The 21,649-nt window shown below is 30.7% G+C and carries 20 protein-coding genes; 18 read left to right on the forward strand and 2 right to left on the reverse strand.

Translation table 11 applies throughout. The features are described 5' to 3' along the window. Positions 1-154: 154 nt before the first annotated feature. The gene (locus tag OH806_RS09970) at positions 155-592 is read right to left on the reverse strand and encodes a DUF6526 family protein (RefSeq protein WP_264743534.1); all 438 of its coding nucleotides are present in this window, start codon (positions 590-592) and stop codon (positions 155-157) included. 204 nt (positions 593-796) lie between these two features. On the opposite strand from OH806_RS09970, the gene OH806_RS09975 reads away from it, so the two are divergent. From OH806_RS09975 to OH806_RS10050, 16 genes are all read left to right on the forward strand, one after another. After that, positions 797-1,615, forward strand: coding sequence for a PstS family phosphate ABC transporter substrate-binding protein (locus OH806_RS09975; protein WP_264743535.1), 819 nt, complete (start codon positions 797-799; stop codon positions 1,613-1,615). A gap of 4 nt (positions 1,616-1,619) precedes the next feature. Then, positions 1,620-2,510 (forward strand): phosphate ABC transporter permease subunit PstC, encoded by an 891-nt coding sequence (gene pstC, locus OH806_RS09980; protein WP_264743536.1) that lies wholly within the window; start codon positions 1,620-1,622, stop codon positions 2,508-2,510. After that, positions 2,500-3,357, forward strand: a complete 858-nt coding sequence (gene pstA / locus OH806_RS09985; RefSeq protein ID WP_264743537.1) for a phosphate ABC transporter permease PstA — start codon at positions 2,500-2,502, stop codon at positions 3,355-3,357. The genes pstC and pstA overlap by 11 nt, the downstream gene beginning before the upstream one ends. Then, the gene (pstB, locus tag OH806_RS09990) at positions 3,347-4,093 is read left to right on the forward strand and encodes a phosphate ABC transporter ATP-binding protein PstB (RefSeq protein ID WP_264743538.1); all 747 of its coding nucleotides are present in this window, start codon (positions 3,347-3,349) and stop codon (positions 4,091-4,093) included. The genes pstA and pstB overlap by 11 nt, the downstream gene beginning before the upstream one ends. Before the next feature lie 121 nt (positions 4,094-4,214). Then, complete coding sequence (locus tag OH806_RS09995; RefSeq protein ID WP_264743539.1) at positions 4,215-5,984, forward strand: aminopeptidase P family protein; 1,770 nt, start codon at positions 4,215-4,217, stop codon at positions 5,982-5,984. Positions 5,985-6,297: 313 nt separating this feature from the next. Continuing rightward, on the forward strand, positions 6,298-7,683 hold the full coding sequence (gene mnmE, locus OH806_RS10000) for a tRNA uridine-5-carboxymethylaminomethyl(34) synthesis GTPase MnmE (RefSeq protein WP_264743540.1): 1,386 nt from the start codon (positions 6,298-6,300) through the stop codon (positions 7,681-7,683). A gap of 160 nt (positions 7,684-7,843) precedes the next feature. Further along, on the forward strand, positions 7,844-8,983 hold the full coding sequence (locus OH806_RS10005) for a tyrosine-type recombinase/integrase (RefSeq protein WP_168237406.1): 1,140 nt from the start codon (positions 7,844-7,846) through the stop codon (positions 8,981-8,983). Then, positions 8,980-9,804: a hypothetical protein gene (locus tag OH806_RS10010; protein ID WP_264743541.1), complete on the forward strand. Its 825-nt coding sequence runs from the start codon at positions 8,980-8,982 to the stop codon at positions 9,802-9,804. Before OH806_RS10005 ends, OH806_RS10010 begins: the two co-directional genes overlap by 4 nt. Positions 9,805-9,903: 99 nt before the next feature. Further along, complete coding sequence (locus OH806_RS10015; protein WP_168237404.1) at positions 9,904-10,188, forward strand: helix-turn-helix transcriptional regulator; 285 nt, start codon at positions 9,904-9,906, stop codon at positions 10,186-10,188. Positions 10,189-10,276: 88 nt separating this feature from the next. Beyond that, on the forward strand, positions 10,277-11,506 hold the full coding sequence (locus tag OH806_RS10020) for a primase-helicase family protein (protein WP_185188503.1): 1,230 nt from the start codon (positions 10,277-10,279) through the stop codon (positions 11,504-11,506). A gap of 214 nt (positions 11,507-11,720) precedes the next feature. Beyond that, the gene (locus tag OH806_RS10025) at positions 11,721-12,551 is read left to right on the forward strand and encodes a toprim domain-containing protein (protein WP_264743542.1); all 831 of its coding nucleotides are present in this window, start codon (positions 11,721-11,723) and stop codon (positions 12,549-12,551) included. A gap of 124 nt (positions 12,552-12,675) precedes the next feature. Then, the gene (locus tag OH806_RS10030; protein WP_168237402.1) at positions 12,676-12,978 is read left to right on the forward strand and encodes a plasmid mobilization protein; all 303 of its coding nucleotides are present in this window, start codon (positions 12,676-12,678) and stop codon (positions 12,976-12,978) included. Next, positions 12,975-13,817, forward strand: coding sequence for a relaxase/mobilization nuclease domain-containing protein (locus tag OH806_RS10035; RefSeq protein WP_264743543.1), 843 nt, complete (start codon positions 12,975-12,977; stop codon positions 13,815-13,817). Before OH806_RS10030 ends, OH806_RS10035 begins: the two co-directional genes overlap by 4 nt. 4 nt (positions 13,818-13,821) lie before the next feature. Continuing rightward, complete coding sequence (locus OH806_RS10040; RefSeq protein ID WP_264743544.1) at positions 13,822-15,639, forward strand: type IV secretion system DNA-binding domain-containing protein; 1,818 nt, start codon at positions 13,822-13,824, stop codon at positions 15,637-15,639. A gap of 10 nt (positions 15,640-15,649) precedes the next feature. After that, complete coding sequence (locus tag OH806_RS10045; RefSeq protein WP_260124700.1) at positions 15,650-15,859, forward strand: hypothetical protein; 210 nt, start codon at positions 15,650-15,652, stop codon at positions 15,857-15,859. A 14-nt stretch (positions 15,860-15,873) separates the two neighbouring features. Beyond that, positions 15,874-17,190: a GIY-YIG nuclease family protein gene (locus OH806_RS10050; RefSeq protein ID WP_264743545.1), complete on the forward strand. Its 1,317-nt coding sequence runs from the start codon at positions 15,874-15,876 to the stop codon at positions 17,188-17,190. Between the two features lie 187 nt (positions 17,191-17,377). Here OH806_RS10050 and traM read toward each other — a convergent pair whose 3' ends face one another. Further along, positions 17,378-17,815 (reverse strand): conjugative transposon protein TraM, encoded by a 438-nt coding sequence (gene traM / locus OH806_RS10055; RefSeq protein ID WP_264743546.1) that lies wholly within the window; start codon positions 17,813-17,815, stop codon positions 17,378-17,380. Positions 17,816-17,990: 175 nt separating this feature from the next. Between traM and OH806_RS10060 the strand changes: the two genes are divergently transcribed. Together OH806_RS10060 and OH806_RS10065 are read left to right on the forward strand one after the other, a co-directional pair. After that, positions 17,991-19,826, forward strand: a complete 1,836-nt coding sequence (locus tag OH806_RS10060; RefSeq protein WP_264743547.1) for an ATP-dependent nuclease — start codon at positions 17,991-17,993, stop codon at positions 19,824-19,826. Further along, positions 19,813-21,639, forward strand: coding sequence for an ATP-dependent helicase (locus OH806_RS10065; protein ID WP_264743548.1), 1,827 nt, complete (start codon positions 19,813-19,815; stop codon positions 21,637-21,639). The genes OH806_RS10060 and OH806_RS10065 overlap by 14 nt, the downstream gene beginning before the upstream one ends. Positions 21,640-21,649: the final 10 nt, after the last annotated feature.

Genomic DNA, 21,649 nt, shown 5'->3' on the forward strand with positions numbered 1-21,649 from the left:
ACAAATTTACGACAATTAATCTGGACAAAAAATTGATTAAGATGATTTAAATCCTTTCGTTTTATAAAATTTTGAGTAATAGTTTTTCTTTCTTTATAATTGTCGTATTCCGTTTTTTTTCTTCTGTTTTTTAGAGTTTGTATAGATGATTTTTTTATACTCTATAGTTATCAGCTCGCCAGTTTTTAATATTTCTTTTGATTTGATCACCGGAAATATTTTCATTGAGAGCTCTATACAAAAGTTTTTTAAATTCATCATCATAAGCAAATCTTAAAGCTGCAATTTGATCAAATCTTAATTTTTCTTCAATTTCATCGGATCTTTGATTAAATATTTCAAAATATCTTTGTTTAAACTCAAGTCGTATCAAACGATTTTGAAGCTCTAAAGCATAATGTTGCCGAATCATCACTGAAAGATAGATAATCAGAAATATAATGACTGAAAATAATATCCAGATGACTTGATTAGGCTTGTCGGTAAAGATTTTATAGACCCCAAAAAATTCCAAAAGTATTAATAATGGAGAATATATAAAATGATGAGGAGGATAAAACTTTCTGTGATTTTTGTAATTCTGAATTTCCATAAAAATTAATTTTTTAGCAAGTATATTTTTATCTCAAAATCAAAACACCAAGATTTAGAACTTTTTAGTTTGGTATTTTTTAATTTCCAGTTACTTAAAATTATTCATAATTTCTTAATATCAAAACTAAAATTTTTTATTTAGGTTCAGTTAAATTTGTAGTAAATGGTTAGGAATCATACACATAAAATACTGCATATTTTAATGCCATTTTTTCTTATTGTTCAGTCTTGCACCCAATCAGATAGAACGATAAAAATCAAGGGTTCCGATACAGAAGTCAATCTTGCAGTCAATCTCGCAGAACGGTTTGATAATAGAGATCATCGTTTTAGTATAGCAATTTCAGGCGGAGGTTCGGGGATGGGAATTACTTCACTTATGAACGGTCAGGCAGACATAGCCAATTCTTCACGCCCGTTAACTGATGAAGAAAAACAAATGTTTAAGGAAAAAAATATTGAACTAAGAACAGTCGTTTTTGCAGAAGATGCTACGGCTTTTGTAGTTAATAAAGAAAATCCAATCAACGAAATAGATGTACAGACTTTGGGGAAAATTATGGACGGGAAAATTTCTGATTGGAAGTCTGTTTCAGGATTAAATTTACCCATTAATATTTACGGGAGACAGAGTAGCTCGGGAACCTATTCTTTCATTAAAAAGAAATTGAAAATTGATTATAGTCCGAAAGCTAAAGAAATGACAGGAAATGCCCAGATTCTTGAAGGAGTGAAAATAGATAAATCTGGCATCGGATATGTAGGAGCGGGGTATATTTCAAAAAAAATTAATGAAAATAAAGGGATAAAAGTTCTGAAAATAAGAGAAACTCCAAATTCTGTTACAGTATCTCCGTTAGATCCTATTTCAATCAAGAATAGAGAATATTTTTTTCAACGACCTTTATATCAGTTTATTCCGGAAAAAGCATGGGAAAAAGTAAAACCCTTTATTGAATATGAAACTAAAGGTGAGGGAAGATTGATTATTGAAAATTCGGGGTATTATTTAATTAATTGAAATTATGCAGTATACAAAACGCATATTTATTGATAATTTGACGAAGATTATTTTTAAATCTACCGGACTTCTTGTTCTGGCTTTGTTGGGCGGAATTTTTTTTATGCTGATTTATAATGCGATTTCGTTTTTTCTAGAAATATCACCCTTAGATTTTATTACCGGAAGCGAATGGAATCCTACAGCCGCAGAACCGGCTTATGGATTATTACCTTTGATTGTAAGTACATCCATTGTTTCTTTTGGAGCAATGCTTATCGCGATTCCTTTAGGAATTGGAACGGCTGCTTTTATTTCGGAGTATGCAAACCCAAAATTAAAGGCATTTTTGAAACCAGCGATTGAAATGTTGGCTGCAGTTCCTTCCGTAGTTATAGGTTTTCTGGGAATCGTTTTGGTGGGACCTCATATTGCACAAATCAATAATCTTCCTAATGGTTTAAATGCATTAAATGGAGCAATTCTTTTGGCAATTATGGCTTTGCCGACTATTATTACCATTTCTGAGGATGCTATTCATTCTGTTCCGCAAACTTATCGTGAAGCAAGTTATGCTTTAGGAGCATCAAAATGGCAGACATTAAGAAAAGTAGTGATTCCTGCTGCGGCTCCGGGGATTATTGCTTCTGTGATGCTTGGATTGGGGAGAGCAATCGGGGAAACAATGACTGTTTTGATGGCAACAGGAAATGCCGCGATTTTTCCAAAAGGTTTTTTTGATTCTGTAAAGACAATTACAGCTACAATTGCTATTGAAATGGGAGAAGTTCCTTATCAGACAACGCATTATTATGCTTTATTTGCTATTGCTGTTGTTTTGTTTTTTATGACGTTAATTGCCAATTTAATTGGTGAGTATTTCATCAACCGATTTAGAAAATATCATGCAGTTTAGGTTTAAAAAACTATCAGCGGTTATAGAATGGGGAACATTGTTGTTTTGCACAGGTTTGGTTTGCTTTTTTCTTGTTGTTATTCTCTATGATATTTTCAGCAAAGGAATTTCGGTCATTTCCTGGGATTTTATAACAAAACTTCCAACTGATGGAATGACAAAAGGAGGAATTTTAACTTCTATCCTCGGAACAGTATTTCTTACTATTATTACTGCTGTTTTTTCAATTCCGTTTGGGATTTGTTGTGCTATTTATCTTAATGAATATGCTCAAAATACATGGTTGACAAGAACTATTCGGGCATCTATTCGTAATCTGTCAGGAGTTCCTTCTATTATTTACGGATTATTTGGATTAGCTTTATTTGTTCAGGCACTGAATTTTGGTACATCCATTCTTTCTGCAGGTTTTACATTAGGATTATTATCATTACCTTACATAATCACAACAACAGAGGAGGCTCTTCTTAGGATTCCTGCAAGTATGCGTGAAGCCGCTTTAGGTGTCGGAGCAACCAAATTTGAATCTATCAGAGATGTGGTATTGCCTTCTTCTATGCCCGGAATTTTAACAGGAGTGGTTCTTACTCTTTCCAGAGCTGCAGGAGAAACAGCTCCGATATTATTTACAGGAGCGGCATTTTACATTACTAATGCTTTTGCGAGTCCCAATCAGGAATTTATGGCATTGCCTTATCATTTATATATGTTATCTACACAGCATCAGTCTATCGAAGAAGTGAGGCCGATTGCTTACGGAACTTCTTTGGTGTTGATTGTAGTGGTGTTTTTAATGAATCTCACGGCCTTTTATATCAGATATAAATATAGACAAGATGAAAAGTAAAATAACTGCGGAAAATCTAAATTTATCATTTGGAACTAAACATATTCTAAAAAACATTAATGTTGAATTTCCTGAAAAAAAGGTAACAGCACTTATTGGACCTTCCGGATGTGGAAAAAGCACCCTTTTGCGGTGCTTTAACAGAATGCATGATTTGTATCCTGATGCCAAAATATCCGGAAAAATCGCTCTGGATGGGCAAGATCTTTATCAAAAAGGAATTGAAGTGACTAGTATTCGCAGAAGAATCGGGATGGTTTTTCAGAAAGCTAATCCTTTTCCTAAAAGTATTTATGAAAATATAGCCTATGGTTTAAAAATCAATAATCTTCCGGTTAATCATTCAATTGTACAAAAAGCGTTGGAAGAAGCATATCTTTGGGATGAGGTAAAAGATGATTTGAAAAAACCGGCAACCCGACTTTCTGGAGGGCAACAGCAAAGATTATGTATTGCAAGAACGGTGGCATTACGTCCTGAAGTTATTTTAATGGATGAACCTTGTTCGGCTTTAGACCCTATAAGTACTTTGAAAATTGAAGAACTGATTTTAAAATTAAAAGAGCAATATACAATTGTCATTGTAACTCACAATATGCAACAGGCTCAAAGGTTGGCAGACAAAACAGTTTTTATGTATTTGGGCGAAAAAATGGAAGAAGGAGATACAGAACAGATATTCAATAACCCCAAAAATGAAATAACTCAGAATTATATACGAGGACATTTTGGATAATTACAATATATATCAAATGAAGTAGAATTAAGCAATCAAATAGTTTTTCAAGAAAATACCATTGAAATTTCATCTTCCGACTTCAAATTTTTTGTAACTTTCGGTGTTTAAAAAATAAAAAATGACTTCAAGGGAAAAAGTAGCTGCACTTCGTGAAGAAATGCAGAAAAATAATGTTGATGCATTTATAGTATATTCTGCAGATCCGCACATGAGCGAATATCTGCCTGAAGAATGGCAGGAGAGAGCTTGGTTGTCAGGTTTTTTAGGTTCTGCAGGTTTTGTGGTTGTTACCAAAGATAAGGCAGGACTTTGGACGGATGGAAGATATTTCACACAAGCTGCCATTGAATTGGAGGGGTCGGGAATCGACCTTTTTAAAGATGGAATGGAAGGTACTCCAAACTATATTGATTGGATTATTTCTGAAATCCCTACAAACGGAAAAGTTGCGGTTAATGCTGTGGCAACAGCTCATTCTAACTGGGAGCTTCTTACTCAGAGATTAAATTCTAAAAATATAACATTGGTTGACAATCCTCTTTTAAAACAAATTTGGGTGGATAGAGGAGAACCATCAAAAAATCCGATTTTTGTACACCCTGTAGAAAGAGCAGGAAAATCTGTTGTAGAGAAAATTGCGGCAATTCGCCAGAAGATGGAAGAGCAGGAAGCAACAGTTCATATTATTTCAAGTTTGGACGATGTAGCATGGACACTTAATTTAAGAGGAAGTGATGTGCAAAGTAATCCAGTGTTTTTAGGGTATATTGTTATTACTAAAAATGATGCTGTATTATTTACAGATTTAGAAAAGTTAGAAGTTGAAGCGAGAAAGCAGATGGATGATTCTTTTGTGAAAATGATGCCTTATGGTGCTTTTTACACTTATCTGCAAAGCTTCAAAAATGAAAAGGTATTGGTTTCTCCAAATAGCAATCAATCAATTTTTGAAGCATTAAAATCAAATAATCAATTCATAAAAGCTCCGGTTCCCGGACACCTGATGAAAGCTCAAAAAAATGAAACTGAGTTGGAAGGTTTCAGAAAAGTGATGGTGAGAGATGGAGTAGCAATGGTAAAATTCTTGTATTGGCTGACTCACAATGCCGGAAAAGAAGCGATGAACGAGTATTCTATTGGTGAAAAACTGAGAGGTTTCCGTGCAGAAGGTGAAAATTTTGTCGGAGAAAGTTTCGGAAGTATCGTAGGATATAAAGATAATGGTGCAATTATGCACTATTCTGCAAAAAGTGAGGGTAGTAAAGAAGTTACCAATGATGCAAGTATTTTGGTAGATTCAGGAGGTCAGTATCTTGAGGGAACAACAGATATTACGAGAACCTTGGCTTTAGGTGCTGTTTCTGAAGAATTCAAAAGAAATTCTACATTGGTACTTCAGGGTTTAATTCGTTTATCGATGGTGAAATTCCCTAAAGGAACAAGAGGTGTTCAGCTTGATGCTATTGCAAGGCTTCCGCTTTGGATGGAAGGTAAAGATTTTAATCACGGAACAGGTCATGGTGTAGGAAGTTTTATGAATGTACATGAAGGTCCTCAAAATATCAGAAAAGATTTGAATCCACAGGAGCTTCTTCCAGGAATGGTTTGTTCAAATGAACCAGGATATTATCTTGAAGGAGAATACGGGATTCGTCATGAAAATTTAGTTGCTGTAAAAGAAGTTGAAACAACAATTCATGGAACGTTCTATGAATTTGAAACGTTGACATTCTGCCCGTTCTTTAAAGATACAATTGTCAAAGAAATCCTTTCGGGAGAGGAAATTACATGGTTAAACAACTACCATAAAATATGTGAGGAAAAATTAGCTCCTTATTTGGAAGGTGAAGTTAAAGATTGGTTCTTACAATTGGTAAGTCCCATTTAAGCGGAAACTATAAAAATTGTTAGATAAATTTAAAAGTCTTGTAAGTTTTATTACAGGGCTTTTTTTATTGTGCAACCGTATTTTTACGGATAAAATTTCAGTAGTTATCCTGAGATAAAGAAGTTTGATTGAATTTATCTTTGTATCAGCAAAAAGAAACAAGCATCATTCATAACTTCATATATAACTTAGTAAATTCAAAAGCGGTAAATCATCCTAGTCCTTAGGATGATTTTATTTTTATTGGAAATAATAGGTAACTTGTATAATTGTTAAATGGAAAAATTGTCATTAAAAGCCGTAAATTTGCAAAATGAATAACGATACTATTTGTGCACTAGCTACAGCCAACGGAGTAGGTGCTTTGGGAATTATCAGAGTTTCAGGAAATGACGCTTTGTCTGTCGTTCAGAAATCTTTTCCGGCAAAAAATTTGGAAAAACAAAAATCACATACCATCCATTACGGTTATTTTGTGGATGGGGAAGAAGTTATCGATGAGGTGATGTTATCTATTTTTTTAGCACCTAAAAGTTTTACAACTGAAAATTCTGTGGAAATTGCATTTCACGGTTCTCCGCACATTGGTAAAAAAATTCTTGAGACCTTAATAAAAAACGGAGCCAGAATGGCAAAAGCCGGAGAATTTACTCTTCGGGCTTTTATTAACGGAAGAATAGACCTTTCTCAGGCAGAAGCAATAGCTGATGTGATTGCATCTGAAAATGAGGCTTCCAGAAAAGTGGCAATTAATCAGCTTAAAGGTGGAATTACCAATGAAATATCGTTACTCAGAACCGACTTGCTGAACTTTGTATCTTTAATAGAATTGGAGCTTGATTTTGCTGAAGAAGATGTAGAATTTGCAGACAGAAGCGCATTGAATCAATTATTAGATAAAATTGAATTAAAACTTAAATCTCTTATCGAAAGTTTCCAGTACGGAAATGCTATTAAAAACGGAACGGCTGTCGCCATTATCGGAAAACCGAATGCAGGAAAATCGACTCTATTAAACGCTTTATTAAAAGAAGAAAGAGCTATTGTAAGTAATATTGCCGGAACTACGAGAGATACCATTGAAGAAGTTCTTCATATTAAAGGACATGCTTTCCGATTGATTGATACTGCAGGATTACGTGAGACGGCAGATGAAATAGAAGCAATTGGTGTAAAAAAAGCTAAAGAAAAAGTTGAAAATGCCAATATTTTGGTTTATTTGGCTGATGCAGCAACAAAAGATTTTACTGAAGATATAGAAATGATAAAATCTCTATTGAGAGATGATTTAAAACTGATTATCTGTGTTACAAAAATTGATGAGGTGATACCAGCTCAATATGAAAAAGTGGAAGATGTTTTCAGAAGTGCAATTTCTCATGAATTTGATTTTATTAAAATCTCGGCTGTTGAAAATCAGAATATTCAGGATTTGAAGAATGAATTGTCTTCTTATGTTGAACAATTGAAATCTTCTGAAAATAATGTGGTAATCACAAACCAACGTCATTTTGAAGCACTGCAAAAATCTTTAGAAGCTGTTGATAAAGTAAAAGAAGCGATTACTTTTCATATTTCTACTGAATTATTAGCTTATGAACTTCGTAATGCGTTGGAACATTTAGGAGAGATTTCCGGTGAGGTTACCAACGATGAAGTTTTAGGAAATATTTTCTCTAAGTTTTGTATCGGGAAATAAATTCATTTTCTTTTAGTTTCTCTTGTTTTCTTTTATTTGATTTACAATAAATTAGCCTGTTTTTATTTTCTTATTTAAGAGTTTGTTTTTACTTTTGTTACATCTTTAGTACACCTTTCAACATAAAAGGTGTACAAATGTACATCTGTAATATTATTGTATGAAAATTACTCTTAAGCAAAAGCTACTTAAAAATGGAATGGTTAGTCTTTATATTGAATACTATAAAGGCTCAACAAGTGATTCATCAGGAAAAAGAATTCATCTAAGAGATTTTGAGTATTTGAAAATTTATTTATACCAATTTCCTAAAACTGCTCAAGAAAAAAAAGAGAATAAAGAAAATGAAAAACTGGCAGAAAATATTCTTTCAATACGCAAAGCAGAATACGTACAGGGAAAATTTGATATAAAGAACACTAGCAAATCCAAAAGAAGATTTCTTGAGTATTTTTCTGAAAAGACAGAAGAAAAACAGAAACAAGATACTTCTAACAATTATGGAAACTGGTTTTCTACCCTACAACATTTAAAGAAAATCATATCACCAAACTTTACTTTTGATGAAGTTGACGAAAACTTTATTAAAAAGATTAGAAATTATTTTGACAACGAAGCAAAAACTAAGAGTGATCTTCCATTATCCCAAAATTCTAAATATTCTTATTTCAACAAATTTAAAGCATCATTAAGGAACGCTTTTGATGAAGGCTACCTTTCTATCAATTATGCCAGCAAAATAAAATCATTTGAACAGGCTGAAAGTCAAAGGGAATACTTAACATTTGATGAGTTGCAAGCCCTAGCCAGTACTCAATGTAAATATGATGTACTCAAACGTGCTTTTCTTTTCTCTTGTTTAAGTGGGCTTCGATGGAGTGATATTAATACAATGGTTTGGTCAGAGGTAAGAGATGAGGGTGAAATAAGCAAAATCAACTTCCGCCAGGAAAAAACAGATGGAGTTGAATATTTATACATTTCTCAACAAGCAAGAGAGCTACTTGGTGAAAGGCAGTCTCCGGAAGACAGGGTTTTTCGTGGACTTAAATATGGGATGGTTTATAATACTGAAATTGTAAGATGGTGTAATAGGGCAAGTATATCAAAACATATAACATTTCACAGTGCAAGACATACAAATGCTGTTTTATTATTAGAAAACGGGGCAGATATTTATACTGTCTCTAAAAGATTAGGTCATCGCGAAATTAGAACAACAGCAATTTATGCCAAAATTGTAGATAAAAAGATGAAAGAGACCGCCGAAATAATTCCTGAACTTAAAATTAAATTATGAAAAAGAAACGTTTTATAATCAAGGCATATTTATTTATTGCTTTAATTATTGTTATTTCTGCACTTCTACTCTGGGGAATTTATTTTTTTTCTTTAGAAGATAGAGTTTTTTTATTAAAACTACTCTTGTTTTCTTGTATACTATTTACCTTTTTCCCTTTTTTTAAAGTTAATATTAAATGGATTCTAAATTATTTTCTTTGCATAGATAACAGCTGGTGGGATAAAAGAATTCAAAGACCAAGAATACTTATATATATAGTTTATTTTGGAGTATTATATCTAGTCGTTACAAACTTTCCAAGTAACAAAAATGATTATGTACTAATACTAAATCGTCTTTCACTTATTTTTTACCTTCTCATTGGAACTTTTGTGGTTGGAAGATTAATTTGGTCTAAAAAATTTGAAACCCTAATTCTTCCTGAACTTAAAAATATTGTTAGTCATGATATCAAGATTATGACATCAGATTCAAAAGTTTTAGATTCTCTAATAAATGATAACAAAAGTAATATAGATAAAAGCTCAATAGAAGATTTTAAAAAACTTTTAAAAGGAGAGAAATTGGATTCTAGAATTAAATGGATTGGAACTTCTGGCAAAAATAGCATTACATATACCGGAATTTTTTTAGTGTTACATTCGGTAATTGAAGGAGGCGAAATTAAATTTTCGAGAGAGAAAAGAAAAGCCTTAATGAATTTCATTACGGATAATTTTGTAAAATTTGAAGAAGAAGAAATTAAAGAGATTTCCTTTAATACTATTAATGGAGCATACACCAACTTTATATTACCCAATAATACTCTAAAAAGATAGTCTAAACTCCTACTAAAAGGGACTTTTAGAGTATCAGAGTATTTTTTTACTTACATCACAGTCTTTCCTTTGCTGTCATAAATCCAAAAAAAACAAGCAATGGAAAGTAACCTAATCTTACAAAAGCTTAACCGACTTGAAAAATTATTAGTCGGTGCGAAGAGTATTTTTAATGTTGAAGAACTTGCAGATTATACAGGTTTTAGTAAATCGTATATCTATAAGCTCGTACATTCTAATATTATTCCTTATTCAAAACCAAACGGCAAGACTTTATTCTTTGAAAAGTCTAAAATAGACAATTGGTTAAGAAGCAACTATTCTAAATCCGATACGGAAATTACCGAAGAAGCTGAAAATTATATTTTCAAATCTCAAAAATAACAAAGCGCAACTATTGCAGTAGTTACGCTTATATCTTTTGTTTAATCAATCCGTAGTACAAATATACGGATTTATAATCCAATTACTTATGAACGAGGAAAATCCATATATACGTGTAGGAACATCATACTATAAAATCATTCAAAAACCAACAATATCAGGTGATACAATTTCTCTAATGTCAAAATGGAACAGAGAAACAATAATTACTGATCATGGTAAAGATTTTATCAGTAATATTCCTAAACTAGATGATTTTATTTGTATTCCCGACAATCTAAATTATGAGAGGATTATTGGTAATTTTTACAATACTTACAATGAACTACCATTTAAACCAGTTGAAGAAAAAGTTGATATAGATTCTCCAAAAATTGAAAAATCAATTTTATTTTTAAAACATATTTTTGGAAATCAATTTCTCCTGGGGATAGATTATCTAAAAATCCTTCTAGAACTCCCTACTCAATATCTACCAATACTTTGCTTAGTAAGTAAAGAGAGAGCGACCGGAAAAACGACAATGATAAAGTGGCTTAAAGCTATTTTCGGACTTAATATGACTTATATTAAAGGTGATTCCTTTAGTTCTCAATTCAATGCAGATTGGACAGCTAAACTTATTGTAGCTATTGATGAAGTATTTTTTGACAGAAAAGAAATCACAGAACGTTTAAAATATCTTTCCACAACGGATAAAGATAAAATTGAAAGAAAGGGACACGACAGAGAAGAAATTGACTTTTTCGCAAAGTTTATACTTTGTTCAAATAACGAGGACAATTTTATCCAGATAGATGAAAACGAAATTCGATTTTGGATTATCAAAGTAAAACCTATCAAAGAAGAAAATACTGAGTTCTTATTTCAGTTGGTCACTGAAATCCCCTATTTCCTCTCTTTTCTGTTAACACATCCATTTACAACAGAAAAAAAATCAAGAATGTGGTTTTCTCCTAATGAAATTAAAACCGATGCACTACGAAAACTGGTTTGGAGAAACAACAATAAACTTGAGAGACAAATGATAGAACTTTTCAATGAGATTTTTGAAAATTTTGATGAAAACGAAATACAGTTTACTCCAACGGATATAGTATCAATGTTAAAAACTATGTTCAAAGCATATTGGTCTGTATCTGATGTTAGAAAACTATTGAAGAACAACTGGAAAATAGAACCGAAAAGTAATTCTTTAGCCTATGTAAAATATGATATTGAATATAACGGAAGCTTTTATCAGCTAAACAAGATCGGAAGATATTTTACAGTAAACAGAAATTTCATTACAGAAATTTATGATGAAATGATGAGATAGATATATAAACACTTAATTAATAACAAATTATAATTCATCAAAAGCTCATCAAAATAAAAATTAACACTTTTTGATGAGATAACGATGAGACAATTAAACAATTGTTTGATGAATTGATGAGTATTTGATGAAGTAACAAATCAATGAAAGTCAATTACATACTTTCACTTTTCATCAACTCATCAAATTTCCAACTGATTCAAACCCGAAATTTATGAATTGTCAAACTCTAAATAATAATATAAGACTGGAAGAAGTTCTGGCTTCTCTAGGACACCTACCTGTAAAATGTAATGAAAAAGAAGCTTGGTTTTTTAATCCTTTTGGACTAGAAACAGAAGCATCTTTTAAGATAGATAGACATAAGAACGTATGGTATCTATTTTCTGAAGGCAAAGGAGGAAAAACAGCAGATTTTATTGTGAAATACTTCAACTGTTCTGTTTCCGAGGCTTTATCATGGGCAGAAGAAAAAAACTTTAATTTTTCTTTTCAAAAGCAAAACGATTTATCAAAAGCTAATATTAATATTACTGAAGTCAAACCACTTTCTAATTATTATCTCAAAAAATATCTTAAAAGTAGAGGGATTAGTAGTAAATCTTATCATCTACTTAATGAGGTGAAATTTACAATCAGCAATAGGAAGTTGTATGCAATAGGTTTTAGAAACCTTTCTGGGGGTTATGAATTACGCAATAGTTTTTATAAAGGATGTACCTCAAAAGATATTTCTTTTATTCAAAAATCAGATGCTTCAATTTCGGTTTTTGAAGGATTTATTGACGCTCTTTCATACCTTGAATTTACTACTTCAAATGCTGAAAGTTTATTGATTTTAAACTCGGTTTCTATGCTTGAAAAAGCAAAAACACAGTTGCAAAATTTTAGCTCAATAAGGCTTTTTCTAGATAATGATAAGGCAGGAGAAAGGTCAAAAAACGAAATTTTATCTTGTTTTTCTAATGCTGAAGATTGCTCAAAACTGTACGAAGGCTACAAAGATTTTAATGACTTTTTTATTGATAAGCAAAAAACACTTTAGTTATTACGGTGCATAGGTCGAGAAGTGCCTTTGTCCTGACAAAACCAAATTCCGCTACGTTACATTTCGTTTTTCAGTCCTAAAGGCTTCTCGTTTTGCTCCCGTTGGTCGCAAAAATTTTACAATGAAAAGGAATAAGAAAATTGAAATCAGAGTTTCAGAAAATGAAAAGAAAATGATTTCTGATAAGGCTGAAAAAACAGGTCTTAAAACTTCTGAATATGTAAGAAAAGCTTCGTTAGATAAGAGTTTAAATTTCCGCTTTTCAAAAGAAGAAATTGAAGCTTGGAAAAATTTGACTTTTATCAGTACAGCGCTCCGAAACCTAACTAATATTTTAAATAAGGAAAATAGAGAGGAACTAATTTCTGAGTTAAAAAATATTAATGAACAAATTAAAGTTGAAATTCAAAAATTCCTAAGATGACAGCAAGCGCAAAATCCATAAGAGGAAGCCGGCAGGGTGTCGATTATTTAATTGCCGAGCATAAAGGATATGAATTAGATAGAAATCTCATTTATGGGGAAACATCCACAGAGATTATGAATAGTTTCAGAATCCAGCAATCTGAAAACTACACATGTGATAAAAAATTTTTCACGGCATACATTAGCCCAGATCCTAAAGACGGACAGAAGTTAACAGATAAAGAGCTAAAGGAAATCAGCCATGACTTTATGAAAGGAATTGGCGTAAATCCTGAAAAGCAAGCTTATTTGGCAATTGTACATACGGAAAAAAATCACAAACATGTTCATTTATTGATCAATCGTATAGACGAAAGAAACAAGGCAATTAAAGACAATTTCATTGTTCTTAAAGCTCAAAATACTGTTCACAAAATAGCAAAAGAAAGAGGGTTAATCTCCGCAAGGGATATCATGCATAAAAATCAGGAAAATAAAATTATGCAGTCCAAAGAGATAAAGAAACAAATCTTTGAATCTCATAGTCAAGTAATGAAGATCAAACCCCAAACTTTTTCCAAGTATATGGAATACATGAAAGCTTTAGGACATGAAATAAAGCCAACCATTAATAGAAAGGGGGAAATACAAGGTTTCACTGTAAATGATAAGAAATCAGGACAGGAATTTAAGATATCTGAAATTAAAAGAGAAATGTCCGCTAATAATCTGGCTAAAGAATTAAAGTATGATTTGGATTATAAGTTTAATTCAGTTTTGGATAATAGTCGGAAAAAACAATTAGAAACTTCGAAAAATAAAGAAAAATCACAAAGTTTAGGAATAAGTAAAAATTAGAATTATGAATCAATTAGGTTGTTTACCTCAGATATTAAAAGTATTAGCAGTTGTTGCTTGTATAGCTTTTATAGCAGTAAACTTTATGTTTATTACTGCACCACTAACTAAATATTTTTTACCAGAAAAATATTCACATTCGCCCTTAGGATTATTTGTTAAAGCTCCAATTTGGTTAAATATATGCTTTTCACTTTTAGGGTTATCGTTTTGGCATATTGTATATAAGTTAGGGAAGTTTAAGAACATTCCCACAGGTCTGGTATATGTTGGAATTTTCACAGTACTTTCTATTTTTGTAACTGGGCTTATTGGAGAAAAAACAAAATCATCTTTAGGAAATTTGGGAGTAATTCTGATTTTTACTCCAATTCTAATATCCGCTTTTTATCTTATCCGGGATCTAAGTAAGCCCAAGCTAAAACATTCACCAATACAAAAATTCGCAAAACAGGTTGATGATGAAAGTCTAAACTTTAAAACAAAATCTGGAATCATAAAACTAGCTAATCCTTTCAGAGGAATTTATATACAAGGTGGTGCAGGTTCTGGAAAGAGTGCAAGTATTTTTGAGCCAATTATCAAACAAATTTCACAGCAAGAGTACACAGGTATCCTTTATGATTTTAAAAGCCCTGAACTAACAAATAAGGTTAGGTCAAGTTATTACAATGGCAATGTTTGTCTTAAAAATGTTGATTTTAAAAACCCTCAACAAAGTGATAGGATCAATCCGATTGCACCCCACTATTTAACAAAAAGTGTTATTGCTATTGAATATTCACAAGCATTGGTCAACAACCTTATCCCTGAAAGTATTAAGAAAGCTGATTTTTGGTCAAATAATACTAAAATGATTATTGCAGGAGTAATATGGTGGCTTAAAGAGGAACATCCTGAATATTGTACTTTACCACATGTAATTAGTTTACTATTACACACTGATATTAAATTACTATTATTAAAAATTTCCCAAAATTATGAAGCTGGAGGAATGGTTTCTTCCTTGCGACAATCGTTAGAAAATGAAGCACAAAACCAAGTTGCGGGTATATTGTCTACCATTCAGACAGCAGTTGCTCAACTAAATACGAAAGATGTATTCTGGATTTTGTCAAAAAACGATGTTGATTTGAATTTAAACAATCCCAAGAATCCAACATTTTTATGTTTAGGGAATGATAGTACACTACCACAGGTTTATGCGCCTGTAATCTCTCTAATTATAAGTGTTGGTATGCGACAAATGAACAAGCCACAGCAGCAGAAAAGTGTTGTCTTATTAGATGAAGCTCCAACGATTTATATCCCTAACATAGAACAAATTCCCGCCACAGCTCGAAGCAATAAAATTGCAACAATATTCGGAGTACAGGACTTTAGCCAACTAGTTGACAATTATGGACAAGATAAGGCCCAAATCATTATTTCGAATTTAGGAAATCAATTCTTTGGTAGAGTTACAAATGGAAAAACGGCAGAAATGGTTAAAACCCTATTTTCTAAAGAAGATAGAACCTTTATTAATAAAAATACAGGTACAGGAACAAGCGGAACTGTAATACATATTCAAAGTAATGATAGCAAAAGTAAAAGTGAAAATATTCAAGAACGAGATCGAGTAAAAGTTAGTGACTTGATTAATCTTAACCCAGGAGAGTTTTATGGTATTATAGCAGAAGGTGAACCAAAGGAATTTTTAAAAACTCAATTTTTAGAAGACTTTGCATCTGACAGACCCACTTCTAAAGAATTTGTCAGTGATAAAGAAATGAGTGAAAATTATTTTAGAATTATTGAAGAAAGCAAAAACTTAATTTAAATATTATACAATGAATAATAGACATATCAATTATACTATAAAGCAAATTTTCGAATTACCGGACAAAATAATTTTGGTAGAAAGGGAAACTCAGCAATATGATAATGATTTTAAACCTAAGATTGGAGACTACTATACTTTTAATCTGAATGGCAGACATATCACCACCACAGTAGAACGAATTGAAAACAACATCATTTTTATAAAGAAAACCAAATAACAAAATATCAAATTATGGAAAACAAAGATTTTTATGTAATTGAACTTAAACAGAAGATTAAAGTAGGAATTACACAGGATTTTAAAAGTAGATTTAATAATATTAAAACAGGTTCAGGTATAAAAGATAATGAAATTATTAATGTGTATCACTATCCTGATTTAAGCTCTTTAGAATCACGTATCAAACGATTATTCTCGAAACAAAATATTGCAGGTGAATGGTTTTATAAAAAAGAAATTGTTTTGGATTTTGTTGAGAGTTTAAAAGAGGGACATGTTCCTAGCATTGATTTGCTCAAAAAAATAAAAAATAATAGTGTAAAATATTCTAATGTTTTTAAGACTGGAGACTTTCCTTATGAAAACTATGCGATCTTAAAAGAAAATGCAATCAATCTTTTAGAGCAAATAAAATCAGAACGAAAAGGAATCGGCTATCCGGATAGTATTGACTTGGCAAAATTTATGAGAACAAAAAGGGCAAATTATCGAAATATGGTATACTATGCTGATGATGACTTTAAATACTTTGAACGAAAACCTAATTTCAGTATCGAGAATATAAAAAATAATCAGATTATTGAATGCTTAAGGATTATTAGAAATACAACAGCCAACAATAAAATCAAAGATCTGCTTCAAGATTATATAGATTCAGTTTTTGCTGAAAGAGATCTTTATATTGTAAAAATCACAGAACTTATAAGATCTTTTTTCTTTGATAGTCATAATTCTAATAATAAATTATTTATAGAAACTGATATTTCTTATTCCAATATTGAAATGGAGCTAGACAAAGAACTTAATGTTTATTCTTTATCTAGATATTTTGAAAATCTTAACAAGGATGAATTATTGTTTTTAAAAAATGCAAAAACCCACAATTTGCGGGTTTCTATTTTTGGGAATATCGATTTTGATTATAAGGAAAGGTTTTGCTTCTGTTTTTTTGAAGTCGAAAATTATTTACGAGTTTTAAATTTTCTATCAATAACAAGACTGGATGAAAATGGAGTAAGGCTATTTTTCAATAACACGGATAAATATTCTAAAAGTTACATTTTCCAATATAAATATCATTTATTAAACTCCAGTGAAAAAGAATTTATCAGTTCACTTGAAGTAAAAGACGTATCCTTTTGCTATATTGAGTTTGAAAAAGATAAGCAAACATATTACTGTTTATTTGATGATATCGAAGTTGTTTGTAAAGAGCTAAAGGTTAACTTAGATAAAAATACAAAGGTTAAAGTAGATGTTGAACCATTGAATAATGAATCAGGTTTTATTGCAGATATTATAGAATCTGAGAAACAAATAAAGGATTGACGTTTTATTCAAATAAGTTCAAGAAGTCAACTTGATAATTTCCTGAATAATCTATCTTGACGACAATTTTTCAGTCGTCACTTTCTCAGACTACCCGTTTTTTCAAAACGCTTGTCATTCTTTGCTCCTTTGTTCAAAATTTACGTTTATAATCAAAAGCCCGGTATATTATAATACCGGGTTTATATTAATTATATATCATTAGAATAGCGCTAGTACCACTATTTTGAATTTCAATTGGCTTCTTAGAATCAGGCATCCTTCCATTAAGACCAAATCCTTCTATTCCATTTTCTGAATATACTTTTATTTTAGCAGGATAAACTTTACCATCAATTTTGACAGTACTAACATCAACATAAAGTCGTCCGTCTTGTTCTCTGGCTATTCCAGATAAGATTTGACCTTTTTTTGTGGATACACCAGCAATCGAAGTGGGTTCGGAGAGTATAAATGTTAGAGTACTTCCACTTTGAATTTTTCCACTGGTTAATAGTTGTGCTTTTATTTGCTTATCTGGTAAGTTGTTTGATGAAATTTCGGCTTTACTTTCCGGTTTTAAAGATGTTTGAGCTGATAATGATAATGTTATCATTAAACATATTGCCATGATTGCACTTTTCATATTTATTTGATTTGTTTTGTAAAAATAGAATTTTCTAAGAAATAAAATATATCAAATAACAATATATTTAGTTAAGAATTATTAGTTTTTTTCAAGTTAATTCTATAGAGTTTCTTTTGTTCTCTTTTTGTACATTTATTGATTAAAAAACTTTTAGCAAAAAAATGCAAACAGTATGGGAATAAGGTTACAATCCATAAGAATAAAAGGATTTAGAGGATTTAAGAATATAGAGGTTGATTTTGAAAACACTACCGTTTTAGTGGGGACTAATAATGCAGGTAAGACTACCCTATTAAAGGCATTGCAAATAGCATTGACCAATACACATTTTATTTCAAATGATGATTTCTATTATTGTGAAGAACATATAGATGATACAATAATAATTGATACGCTATTTGTACCAATTAATGAAAATGGAGTTTCTGATAAATTTGATGAACAGTGGGCTGATGTATTTAAAGCAGAGAGGATTGGTATTACAGAGGATCGCCAAATTATGGCATTTAGAACAATTATAAAAGAGCATAATAAAACTTTTAGAAAGAAGCAATATTATATTGATCAATGGGAATCCTTTTTTGATAGTGCAACATATTGGTACGAATATGAATATGAAAATGAACTAAGTTTTTACTTTGATGAAATACCTTTTTTTTATCTTGAAGCGAATAGAGATATTTTAGAGGATATAAAATCAAAATCCTCATATTTGGGTAGAATTTTATCATCACTTGAGTTTACAAATGAAGATAAACAAAAGATTGAACAATTGATATCTGAACTCAATGATGCTACAATTGCTAGTTCTGATATATTATCCGATTTACAAATGACATTAGAGGAATTGGATACTGCAATGGATAATCCAAATAACTCCGTACAACTTACTCCATTTACTAAAAAAGTTCGAGACCTTAATAAAGGAATAAGAATTAACTACTCTGAATTTTCAATGGATTATCATGGAATGGGTACACGCAGTTGGTCATCTTTGCTTGTATTAAAATCTTTTTTAAATCTGAATGAAAAAGTTTATTTAGCTAATGAAAAGCCTTATTTTCCTATTATAGCAATTGAAGAACCTGAATCTCATTTACATCCAAATGCTCAGAAAAAACTGTATTCTCAAATTAATAATATTGTTGGACAGAAGTTTATTTCAACACATTCAAATTATATAGCTTCTGGGGCTGATTTATTTGAAATAAGAAGTATTCTAAAAATTGAACCACAAATTAAAATAGGTAAATTAAATTTAACTGCTTTAACTGATGAAGAGAGGAGAAAAATTGAAAGACAAGTTATAAACACTAGAGGGGAATTATTTTTTTCAAAAGTTGTAATATTATGTGAAGGTGAAACAGAGGAACAATCTTTACCTATGCTTATTGAAAAAAAACTTAATCTTAGTTTCGTTTCCCTAGGCATTAATATAGTCGGTATCAATGGTGGAGGAAACTATTTCCCATTTATTTACTTTTGTGAATCATTAGGGATAAAGTGGCTTATATTAAGTGATGGAGAAGAAGCTATTTTAAAAAAAATAAAAAAAGATATAATTAAACTACAAGGATTGGAGGTTAGACCTGAAAACTTTACTTTGCCAAATAATGTAGTCTACTTTGATAATGGAGAAGATTTTGAAAGGCATCTTATTAATAATAATTATAAAGAAGAAATTGAAGAAACCTTAAAGAAATTATATGGTGAAAATCTCGATGAAGTTATAATGAGTAAACATGGAACACTTTTAAAAAGGCAACCTACATCAGAAAAATGTGGTGAGTGTAATCAATTTATTTTTGAGGATGTTTTAAGAATATATAATACAGAAGAGGGAAAATTAGAAGCATATAATGATTTATTATCTGCTAAGAAGACAATGTATCCTCCAATTTTATCGCAAAAAATTTTTGATAGCAATAAACCCTTACCACCCAAAATTAATGACCTTATTGAAAAAATTAATGACCTTTTAAATCCAAATACAGATGCTGAAAATTAATTTATCACCAAAGCAATCAGAAATTGTTAACCTAAGAGAAGGTGCTTTTCTAGTAGAAGCTAGTGCAGGTAGTGGGAAAACAAGAGTTTTAACCGAAAGAGTTAAAAAACTTTTAGAAGATAATTCTTCTAAAATTTTAGCCATTACATTTACTAATAAAGCAAGTGAGGAGCTAAAAGAGAGACTTTCTTTAGACAAAATCAAAAATAAAAATATTTTTATAGGTACTTTTCATTCATTTTGTCAATCAATTTTGGAAAGTAGATTTAAGCTTTTAGGTTTTCAAAAGATGCCACATATTTTTGAAGATGAAGGTGATAGAATTGAAATTGTTGAAGATGCAATAAAATCAATACCCTATTTTACAGAGCTTTATAAAAAAAAGGATGTTAAACAAAAATCATCTTTTAAATCAAGCATCTTAGACTTCATTTCTGGTGTGAAACGAACACTTGTAGAGCCAGAAGATTTGTTAACTGAGGAAGACGATGAACATTACATTACACTTTTTAATGAATATCAAGACATTTTAAGATCAAATAACGCAATAGATTTTGATGATTTAATTTTATTGACGTATAAATTGTTTATGAACAATGAATCTGTTCAAGATTTATATTCCCAATCATACAATTATATTTTTGTAGATGAGGGACAAGACTTAAATAAAGCCCAATATTATTTATTAAGAGCTTTGTGCGGAAGTAATATAAAGAATGTAATGATCGTAGGAGATCCCAACCAATCTATTTACGGTTTCAACGGCTCTACTCCAGAATATATGCAGAAACATTTCTTTGAAGACTTTAATGCTCAAAGAATTACTTTAGAAGAAAATTACAGATGTTCAAAAAAAGTAATAGATGCGGCGAATAAATTAATGGAATTAAATGTTGAAGCTGTTAATTATGTAATAGAAGGAAGTTTTCAAATATACAAAGCTGATGATGAGCTGGATGAAGCCAAATTTGTAATTGAGAATATTAAAAGGCTAATCAATCTGAAATCACATAAAGATATTGAAGGAGATATTGATTATAGCAAAATTTCAATTTTGGGAAGAAATAGATTTGTTTTTAAACATATTGAAGAACAATTAAAGGAAAGTAAAATTCCATATTATTTTAAATCTGGAAATATTGGAATTAAGTTTGACACTATCTTTATGAAATTATTTGACTATTATTTAAGAATTAAAATTAACTCTTCAGATAGACTACATGCTAAAAGACTAAAAAATTTATTAAAAATCGAAGATTTTGAAATTGAAGACCAAGTAGCAACTTCAAAATACAATTACTTTTCGTTTATAAAAAAGGTAATTGATGATCTTACCGTTGATAATTTTAAAAAGTCTATGAAAACTCTTGAAGATTATATAAAGGAAAACAATTCATTTTCAGAAGAAGATAAAGTTCAAATTTCAAATGAATTAGAGGGTATAGTAAACCTTTGGGTAACGTATTCTTTTAATACTTTAAAACCAACATTAACAGGTTTTAAAAATGCTATTTCATTAGGCACTGTAGTGAAAAATATAAAACAAGAAGGAGTTTGTATTAGTACTGTTCATACAATGAAGGGGCAAGAATCAGAGATTGTTTTTCTAATTGGATTAGATGATGGAACATTCCCATATTATTTAGCAATAGACAAAGGAGGAGAAGAACTAAATCAAGAAAAAAATAATCTATATGTTGCCTTTACTAGAGCGAAAAGATTCTTATACTTAACATATCCTAGTATTCGAAAAATGCCTTGGGGGGATAATATGCGGAGATCTAAATCAAGATTTTTAAACCATTTTAATTAACAATTATTTT

The sequence above is a fragment of the Chryseobacterium oryctis genome, from assembly GCF_025971925.1.
Classification (GTDB): Bacteria; Bacteroidota; Bacteroidia; order Flavobacteriales; family Weeksellaceae; genus Chryseobacterium; species Chryseobacterium oryctis.